Source organism: Streptomyces sp. NPDC058872 (genome assembly GCF_042743065.1).
Lineage (GTDB): Bacteria > Actinomycetota > Actinomycetes > Streptomycetales > Streptomycetaceae > Streptomyces.
Genome location: NZ_JBHYMK010000119.1, coordinates 1 through 8,177, shown reverse-complemented (window position 1 = coordinate 8,177; position 8,177 = coordinate 1). Strand labels below are relative to the sequence as shown.

The following is an 8,177-nucleotide window of genomic DNA, read 5'->3' as shown; positions in this document are numbered from 1 at the left end:
CCCGGCCGGCTGTCGAGGGGAGGGGAACGGGACCGGGGGCGGCGGCCGTAAGACGTCCGGCCGCCGCCCCCGTGGCGCAGGGCGTGCGCTTACGCGGCGAGCTTCGCCAGGGCCGCGTCGATGCGGGTGAGCGTCCGCTCCTTGCCCAGGATCTCCAGGGACTCGAAGAGGGGGAGGCCCACCGTGCGGCCGGTGACGGCGACGCGGACCGGGGCCTGGGCCTTGCCGAGCTTGAGGCCGTGGGCCTCGCCTGCGGCCAGGACGGCGTTCTTGAGCGACTCCGGGTCGCTCCAGTCGGCGTCCACGAGCTTCTCGCGGGCCGTGGCGAGGAGGGCCGCGGGCTCGCCCTTCATGGCCTTGTCCCACGAGGGCTGGTCGAAGACCGGCTCGGGCAGGAAGAGGAAGTCCACGTTCGCCGTGATGTCCGAGAGGACGGTCAGACGGGTCTGGGCGTGCGGGGCGATCCGCTCCCAGGCGACCGGGTCGAAGTCCTCGGGGGCCCAGGGGGCGTGCGGGGCCCGGAGCCAGGGCTCGCAGGCCGCGGCGAAGGCCTTCACGTCCAGCATGCGGATGTGGTCGGCGTTGATCGACTCGGCCTTCTTGAGGTCGAAGCGCGCCGGGTTGGCGTTCACGTCGGCGATGTCGAACTTCGCCACCATCTCGGAGATGGTGAAGATGTCCTGGTCGGCCGAGAAGGACCAGCCGAGGAGCGACAGGTAGTTCAGGAGGCCCTCGGGGAGGAAGCCGCGCTCCCGGTAGAGGTTGAGGGAGGCCTGCGGGTCGCGCTTGGAGAGCTTCTTGTTGCCCTCGCCCATCACGTACGGCAGGTGGCCGAAGGAGGGGATCTCCTTGGCGACGCCCAGCTCGATCAGCGCCTTGTAGAGCGCGATCTGGCGCGGGGTGGAGGAGAGCAGGTCCTCGCCGCGCAGGACGTGGGTGATCTCCATCAGAGCGTCGTCGACCGGGTTGACCAGGGTGTAGAGGGGGGCGCCGTTGGCCCGGAGGATGCCGTAGTCCGGCACGTTGTCCGGGGTGAAGGTGAGCTCGCCGCGGACCAGGTCGGTGAAGGTGATCGGCTCGTCGGGCATCTTGAAGCGGACGATGGACTCGCGACCCTCGGCGCGGTAGCGCTCGATGCGCTCGTCGCTCAGGTTGCGGCAGGTGCCGTCGTAACCCGACGGCTTGCCGGCCAGGCGAGCGGCGTCACGGCGGGCCTCCAGCTCCACGGCGGTGCAGAAGCAGGGGTACGCGTACCCGCCGGCGAGCAGCTTGTCGGCGACGTCCTTGTAGATGTCCATCCGCTGCGACTGACGGTACGGCGCGTGCGGGCCGCCGGTCTCGGGGCCCTCGTCCCAGTCGAGGCCGAGCCACTTCAGCGAGTCGAGGAGCTGGTCGTACGACTCCTCGGAGTCGCGCGCAGCATCGGTGTCCTCGATGCGGAAGACCATGGTGCCCTGGTTGTGCCGGGCGAAGGCCCAGTTGAAGAGGGCGGTGCGGACCAGGCCCACGTGGGGGTTGCCGGTCGGGGAGGGACAGAAACGGACGCGGGGGGGTGCCCCCTGCTCAAGTGGAGTCGAGAGCTTGGGGGAATTCGCGTTAGCCACGCTTGATCACCTTGTTGGTGAGAGTGCCGATGCCTTCGATGGTGACGGCGACCTCGTCGCCGACGTTGAGGGGGCCGACCCCGGCGGGAGTGCCGGTGAGGATGACGTCTCCGGGGAGCAGCGTCATGGCCTCGGTGATGTGGACGACCAGGTCCTCGATGGAGCGGATCATGTCGCTCGTGCGACCCAGCTGGCGTTGTTCGCCGTTGACCGTGGCCTGGATGGTCAGGTCGCTCGGATCGAGGTCGGTCTCCACCCAGGGGCCCAAGGGGCAGGAGGTGTCGAAGCCCTTGGCGCGGGCCCACTGCTTCTCGCGCTGCTGGGCGTCGCGGGCGGTGACGTCATTGGCGCAGGTGTAGCCGAAGACGACGTCCTTGACGCGCTCGCGGGGCACCTCGCGGCACATGCGGCCGATGACCACGGCCAGTTCGGCCTCGTGGTGCAGCTCGCGGGAGAAGGAGGGGTACTCGATGGCGTCGCCGGGGCCGATCACCGAGGTGGTGGGCTTGAAGAAGGCGACGGGGACGTCGGGGACCTCGTTGCCGAGTTCGGCGGCGTGCTCCGCGTAGTTGCGGCCGATGGCCACGACCTTGTTGGGGAGCACGGGCGGCAGGAGCCGTACCTTGCTCAGCGGGACCTTGGTGCCGCTGAGCTCGAAGTCGGTGTACGGAATGCCCTTGATGATGTCGAGGACCAGGCCGCCGGACTCGACGGTTCCCTCGCCCTCCACGGCGCCGAAGGCCACGTTGCCGTCGATGGAGAATCTGGCGATGCGCACGAGTGCTGTCGCCCCTCACTTGCTACTGGCTGGAGTCTGACGGTCCAGGCTAACGCGGCGGGGGCGGCCGACCGGCGATGCCGTCGGGCCGAGGGAGTGGCGGCGGGGCGGTGACCGCGGTCAGCGGGAGACGGTGGCGTACGGCTGGGGCTCGTACGGGGCCGGGGGCTGCATGAGGACGGTGCGGCGCGGGTTGGCCGTCCGCCCCGGCAGCTCGACCGCGTACTCCGGACGGGCACCCCGGTCGAGCTGTGCGGCGTCCGAGAGGTGCACGAGGGTGGAACGGCGGGGGTTGGCCGTGTTGCGCAGCGTCGTCGTCTTCATGGCGGTGTTCAGACCCTGTTCCGGGACGGGCACCCGTATGGGCGCGTAGGGGTGTAAAGCGTCAGGCTAAACATGCAGTTCCCTTGGAATGCATGACCGAGACACCGATCCGCATGTGAGTTTGCTCACCCTTGAGTGAATATTTGGGGCATTACGGACCGTCGCGGGTCATCACGGAAAGGGACATTCCGCTTTAATGCTCTATTCCGCTCCTGATCATGTCGACTGGGACACACGGGGATGCCGGGCTATTGGGGCAGAAAAGTCCGAATGATCCACGATTACCTTCTACGTGGGGTGACATCCCATGTACGCGTTGTCATGCCCCTCTGGTCACAACACGCAGCCCTTGTTGGAGATCCGGCACTGTGCTGGAATTCCACGCACCGCCGCAGGTTTCAAGCCGGCGCGCAGGAGGCGCAACGCAGCGCCGGCCAAGTGGCGGAGAAGGGGGAACTGCGCCGGTCACCGACGACCACCTGGGGTGCTCCAAGCACCCCGCCGACGCCGACACCGTCCTCTCCGTTCACCCGGAAGGACGCCTGGTCCAGAGGTTGCGACGCTAGTGCAGGGACGTTTCAAGAGGGATGGCTCGGGGTCTCCCCAGGCCCGCCAGGGCCGAGCGGATGCTCCGGCGGAGCAGGAACCGCGTACCGGGACCGACCGTGGTCCCTCGGCCTCGCGCACCCCGAACCAGGGTCAGGCCCCGTCCGGCGAAGGCGGTGACGGCGGCAAGCGCGCGAGCGCTGCGGCCCCGCCCGCCGAGCCGACGCCCACACCCCCCAAGGTCCGGTCCGAGAACGAGGTCGGGCCTCGAATAGCCCTGCGCAACTGGCGCATCTCCACGCGCCTGGTCGCACTCCTCACCCTCCCCGTGGTCGCGGCCACGACCCTGGGCGGCATCCGCATCGGCGACTCGCTCCAGGACATGGAGCAGCTCGACCACATGCAGCTGCTCACCAAGCTGACCCGTGAGGCGACGGACCTCGCGCAGGCCCTCCAGGCCGAGCGCGACCTGTCCGCGGGCCCGCTGGCCAACGACCGGCCGATCAGCGACTACCAGGTCGCCAACCCGCGCCGGAAGACGGACCGGGAACTGAAGGCCTTCCTCGACGCCACCGAGGAGATCCCGGCGTCCGAGGGCGACGAGGCGCTGCGGAGCATCCGCCAGAACGTCAGCCAGATCGCCTCACAGGTCACCGAGCTCCACGCCATCCGGGGCAGCGCCTACAAGAAGGGCGTCTCCAACTCGGTGACGGTCGAGGCGTACAGCCGCCTCATCCGCTCGCTGCTCAGCCTGTCCCAGGACATGGCACAGGCGACCAGCAACCCCGAGATGATCAAGCGGACCCGTGCGCTCGCCGCGTTCTCGTCCGCCAAGGAGTACGCCTCCATCCAGCAGGCGATCATCGCGGCCGCGCTCCCGCCGAGCGACCGGACCTCCGGCAAGATCCAGCAGGGTGACCGCCTCTACGGCGAGGCCGCCCTCAACAGTGAGGGCGACGAGCTCAAGTCGTTCCGGGCTATCTACGAGTCCACCGGTGGCGACGCCAACGAGCGGACCGAGTCGCTGAACTCCGGCGACCCGTCGATCGTCGCGGCCGACAAGTACGCCGAGCGCGTGCTGAACTCGGACAACGGGATGGCGGGCGCCGCCAAGCGCGGTTACCTGAACTTCACCGACGAGTACAGCACCAAGATCACGGCCATGAACCGCATCGAGCGCGGTCTGCTCGGCGACATGGAGACGATGGCCCGTGAGCTGAAGCAGGAGTCGCAGCGCGAAGCCATCATCAACGGTGCGCTGATCCTCCTCGTCCTCGGCGTCTCCCTCATCGGTGCCTTCGTCGTGTCCCGGTCCATGATCCGGTCGCTGCGCAGGCTGCAGGACACCGCGACCAAGGTCGCCCAGGACCGTCTGCCCGAGCTCGTCAAGCAGCTCTCCGAGTCCGACCCGCAGGACGTCGACACCTCCGTGGAATCGGTCGGTGTGCACTCCCGGGACGAGATCGGCCAGGTGGCCGCGGCCTTCGACGACGTGCACCGCGAGGCCGTCCGCCTCGCCGCCGAGCAGGCCCTCCTCCGGGGCAACGTCAACGCGATGTTCACCAACCTCTCGCGGCGTTCCCAGGGCCTCATCCAGCGCCAGCTCTCGCTCATCTCCGAGCTGGAGTCCCGCGAGGCCGACCCGGACCAGCTCTCCTCGCTCTTCAAGCTCGACCACCTCGCGACCCGCATGCGCCGGAACGGCGAGAACCTCCTCGTCCTCGCCGGTGAGGAGCCGGGACGCCGCTGGACCCGTCCGGTCCCGCTGGTCGACGTCCTGCGTGCCGCCGCCTCCGAGGTGGAGCAGTACGAGCGCATCGAACTGGCCGCGGTCCCGGCCACCGAGGTCGCCGGCCGGGTCGTCAACGACCTCGTCCACCTGCTCGCCGAGCTCCTGGAGAACGCCACCTCGTTCTCCTCCCCCCAGACCAAGGTCCGGGTCACCGGTCACGCGCTGCCCGACGGCCGGGTGCTGGTCGAGATCCACGACACCGGAATCGGCCTCTCCCCCGAGGACCTCGCCGCGATCAACGAGCGGCTCGCCTCGCCGCCCACCGTGGACGTCTCGGTCTCCCGCCGCATGGGCCTCTTCGTGGTCGGCCGCCTGTCCCTGCGACACGGCATCCGGATCCAGCTCCGCCCCTCCGACTCGGGCGGCACCACCGCCCTCGTCATGCTCCCCGTCGACGTCGCCCAGGGCGGCAAGAAGCCCATGCCCAAGCCGGGCGCGGGCGGTCAGGGCGCCGTGCCGCAGGGCGGCTCCGCCCCCGGCGGTCGGCTCCCGGGCGGCCCCGGCGCGAACGGCGGTCCCGGCGGCGGACGCCCGGGCGGCGCTCCCTCGTCAGCGGCCGGTCGTCTCGGCGCCGGTGCCAGTGCGGCGCGCGGTCAGGTCGGTGCGGGCGGTCCCCGGGCCGCGCTGCCCGCCCGTGACGGTGCCCCGCTCGCCGGCGGCCCGCAGGGTCCCCAGCAGCCCCGCACCCCCCAGCCGCAGAACGCCCAGGCCGAGCAGACCGGCCAGCTCCCGCAGGTCCCCCCGACCCCGCAGGCTCCCCAGGCCCCGCAGTCGTCGGACCCGCTGCGTCCGGGCCCCGGCGGAAACGGCCTCATCGGCGGTGCCGCGAGCGCGATCCCGTCCCGCACGGACGTGTGGGGCCACCAGTCCGGTCCCGCGGCGCAGGCGCCGCAGGGCCAGGCCCAGCAGGGCGGTTACGGCGCCCCGCACACCGAGCAGCAGCGCCCGCAGGCCGCGAGCTGGGGCAACGACCCGACGCAGCAGCCGGTCCGACGGCCGCAGCAGGAGATGTCCCCGCTGGACGCCCCGCGCGGCCACGAGGAGCCGGACGCGACGGGCCGCTTCGGCTCGACGGCCGCCCCGCAGGGTCCCGGCTCCACGGGTCAGTTCCCGCGCCCCGACTTCGGTGCCCCGCAGGGTCCCGGCTCCACCGGCCAGTTCCCGCGCCCCGACTTCGGTGTCCCGCAGCAGCCGCAGGCCCCGCAGGGATACCAGGGCGGCCAGCAGCAGTTCGGTCAGCAGGACCCGGCGTCGACGGCGCAGTTCCCGCGCCAGGACTTCGGTGCCCCGCAGGGTCCCGGTTCCACCGGCCAGTTCCCGCGCCCCGACTTCGGTGTCCCGCAGCAGCCGCAGGCCCCGCAGGGATACCAGGGCGGCCAGGGCGGCCAGCAGCAGTTCGGTCAGCAGCCCTTCGTGCCGCAGGCCCAGCCGCAGGCGCCGCGCCAGCGGACCGGTGACGAGTTCGGTGCTCCCCGCCCGGCCGAACCGGCCCAGCCGCAGCTCCAGCAGCCGCGCCGCCCGGAGGCCCTGCCGCCGGCCGGCGGTGCGGGTGACGGTCGTGCCCCGGCGTACGACGGGACGGACCCCAACTGGTTCCAGCAGGAGCAGGGCCAGCAGGCTCCGACCGGCGGCCGTGGGCCGGAGGCGATGCGGACGGGGCAGACCCCGATCGTGTCGCAGCCGTCCGCCCAGGGACACCGTCCGGCCGGCAACCCGGCCGCCGACGGCGACCGGCAGAACGGCGCGGCCGCCTGGCGGACCTCGCCCAACGACGAGTTGGTGCGCCAGGCGGAGCGGGTGCGCAAGCCCGCGGCCGGCGGCGTCACCACCTCCGGCCTTCCGCGCCGCGTGCCGAAGGCCAACCTCGTACCCGGGACCGCCCAGGAGCAGGCCCATGCGGCCGGCCCCCAGGTCTCGCGTGCACCCGACGACGTCCGCGGCCGGCTCACGAATCTGCGCCGCGGCATCCAGCAGGGCCGCCAGGCCGGCAACTCGACCACGGGTAGCCACCACCTCGGCCCGAACCACCAGCAGGAGCGTTAGTTGAGCGCGATGAGCCAGGCGGCGCAGAATCTAAACTGGTTGATCACCAACTTCGTGGACAACACCCCCGGGGTGTCGCACACGGTGGTGGTCTCCGCCGACGGACTCCTGCTGGCGATGTCCGAAGGATTCCCCCGCGACCGCGCCGACCAGCTGGCGGCGGTCGCATCCGGACTCACCTCGCTGACCGCGGGCGCGTCCCGGATCTTCGAGGGCGGTCCCGTGGCACAGACCGTGGTGGAGATGGAGCGCGGCTTCCTCTTCCTCATGTCCGTCTCGGACGGCTCCTCGCTGGCCGTGCTCGCACACCCCGATTGCGACATCGGCCTCGTGGGCTACGAGATGGCGCTGCTGGTCGACCGGGCCGGCAGCGTGCTCACCCCGGATCTCCGCGCGGAGCTCCAGGGCAGCCTGCTCCACTAGGCCCCGCACACCGGCCCCCCGTCCGCATCGACCGACGGGACGGTACGCCCCTCCGTACCGTCCCGGCACCGTTCACCGTCCGGCCGCCCCACCCGGCCCCCCACCGGCCCCATCAGACGGCAGAAAGTTTGCTGTCACGCCCGGAGGATTCATGACCCCGCCCCCCGCCTCTCACGATCCGTACGGCTCTTCAGCCGACGAGTACGGACATGAGGGCGACCAGCCGCTGGTGCGTCCGTACGCGATGACCGGCGGTCGGACCCGGCCGCGCTACCAGCTCGCCATCGAGGCGCTGGTCAGCACGACCGCCGACCCGGCGCACCTCGCCACGCTCCTGCCGGAGCACCAGCGGATCTGCCACCTCTGCCGCGAGGTCAAGTCGGTGGCCGAGGTGTCGGCACTCCTGTCGATGCCGCTCGGTGTCGCCCGGATCCTCGTCGCCGACCTGGCGGAGGCCGGCATGGTGGCGATCCACCAGCCGGGCAACGGAGAGACCGGCGGCACGCCGGACGTGACACTGCTCGAAAGGGTGCTCAGTGGACTTCGCAAGCTCTAACGGCGCGGCCAGATCGACCACCAGCGCGAAGATCGTGGTGGCGGGCGGCTTCGGCGTGGGCAAGACCACGTTCGTCGGCGCCGTCTCGGAGATCAACCCGCTGCGTACCGA

General features: G+C 71.2%; 6 protein-coding genes and 1 pseudogene. 4 read left to right on the top strand and 3 right to left on the bottom strand.

Going from position 1 to position 8,177, the window contains the following annotated elements; translation table 11 throughout:
- Nucleotides 1–89: 89 nt before the first annotated feature.
- From gltX to ACFW22_RS35330, 3 genes are all read right to left on the bottom strand, one after another.
- The gene (gltX, locus tag ACFW22_RS35340; RefSeq protein WP_386412788.1) at nucleotides 90–1,604 is read right to left on the bottom strand and encodes a glutamate--tRNA ligase; all 1,515 of its coding nucleotides are present in this window, start codon (nucleotides 1,602–1,604) and stop codon (nucleotides 90–92) included.
- Complete coding sequence (locus ACFW22_RS35335) at nucleotides 1,597–2,382, bottom strand: fumarylacetoacetate hydrolase family protein (protein ID WP_386412785.1); 786 nt, start codon at nucleotides 2,380–2,382, stop codon at nucleotides 1,597–1,599. The genes gltX and ACFW22_RS35335 overlap by 8 nt, the downstream gene beginning before the upstream one ends.
- A gap of 120 nt (nucleotides 2,383–2,502) precedes the next feature.
- A complete protein-coding gene (locus ACFW22_RS35330; RefSeq protein ID WP_386412782.1) occupies nucleotides 2,503–2,706 on the bottom strand; it encodes a hypothetical protein in 204 nt (67 codons plus the stop codon).
- 565 nt (nucleotides 2,707–3,271) lie between these two features.
- Here ACFW22_RS35330 and ACFW22_RS35325 point away from each other — a divergent pair.
- The 4 genes and pseudogenes from ACFW22_RS35325 to ACFW22_RS35310 form a co-directional block, all read left to right on the top strand.
- Nucleotides 3,272–7,087, top strand: a complete 3,816-nt coding sequence (locus ACFW22_RS35325) for a nitrate- and nitrite sensing domain-containing protein (RefSeq protein ID WP_386412779.1) — start codon at nucleotides 3,272–3,274, stop codon at nucleotides 7,085–7,087.
- 9 nt (nucleotides 7,088–7,096) lie between these two features.
- A complete protein-coding gene (locus ACFW22_RS35320) occupies nucleotides 7,097–7,510 on the top strand; it encodes a roadblock/LC7 domain-containing protein (protein ID WP_108152797.1) in 414 nt (137 codons plus the stop codon).
- Nucleotides 7,511–7,661: 151 nt separating this feature from the next.
- Nucleotides 7,662–8,066: a DUF742 domain-containing protein gene (locus ACFW22_RS35315; RefSeq protein ID WP_386412776.1), complete on the top strand. Its 405-nt coding sequence runs from the start codon at nucleotides 7,662–7,664 to the stop codon at nucleotides 8,064–8,066.
- A pseudogene (locus ACFW22_RS35310) lies at nucleotides 8,047–8,177 on the top strand (ATP-binding protein); the annotation flags it as partial. The gene ACFW22_RS35315 and the pseudogene ACFW22_RS35310, both read left to right, overlap by 20 nt.